Origin of the sequence: Spirosoma utsteinense (assembly GCF_014282275.1) — a bacterium.
In the GTDB taxonomy this organism is placed as follows: Bacteria; Bacteroidota; Bacteroidia; order Cytophagales; family Spirosomataceae; genus Spirosoma; species Spirosoma utsteinense.
Window position 1 is genome coordinate 1 of sequence record NZ_VFIA01000166.1, and the last position, 829, is coordinate 829.

Sequence of the window (829 nt, forward strand, 5' to 3'; positions counted from 1 at the left end):
CGGGGCGATCACCACCGGGGCAGCCGTTAGGGGTTGGGCGTAGGTGATGGTGAACTGGCTGGCTGCTGCGGTATTGCCGTTACCGGCCGCGTCCTGAGCCACGTTGGCGGGTACGTTCACTGTGACTGTACCATTGGCACTGGGAGTGACGTTGAACGTATAGGTGGTGCCGCTCCCTGAGAAACCGCTTAGGGTGCCATTGGTCACCGTCACATCACCCGCCACGAAGCCCGTTACTGATTCCGAGAAGGTAACCGTGAAGGGGATGGGGCTGGTCGTGGTCGGATTCCCCGCTGAGGAGGTGATGGTAGGGATAGGGGCTGTTTTGTCAGTGGTGTAAGTTTCACCGGTGAATGGGAGAGTCGTGCTGATACTGGGCGAAAGACCAGTAGCATTCAGGAGACGAAGCGTTAACGTGCCACTACCTGAACCCGTGTTCACGGATACCGTGTAGGTAGTGCCCGAACCTGATAGACTGTTTATAGTGGCTCCACTCACGCCGGAGGTTACAAGGTCGAAATTGCTGATCGTGAGACCCGTTACGCTGGCCGCAAAGATAACAGTGTAGTTTACGCTGCCAGCATTGCTCGGGTTAGTGCTGCCACGATTGATAGACGAGATGGTAGTAGGGGCTGGTGCACCCGGAATGGCAATGCCAGCCAGCGTGGAGGAGGTCGCTCCATTGACAGGAGCTGGGGTCAGAAACGTGGTGACCGTATAGGGGGCGCTCAGGCTGATGGCCGCGATCCTGGGCAGGTTGTTGCGTACACTCGCCACCAGGATGCGGTTGTTGGCCAGATCCACGGCCAGCGTCCCGGGCGAGTCGACA

1 protein-coding gene is annotated in these 829 nt (G+C 58.6%); it reads right to left on the bottom strand.

Annotated features, from left to right (window positions below; all coding sequences use genetic code 11):
* The coding region (locus tag FH603_RS28295; protein ID WP_235985674.1) for an Ig-like domain-containing protein at positions 1 to 829 on the bottom strand (829 nt) is incomplete at both ends.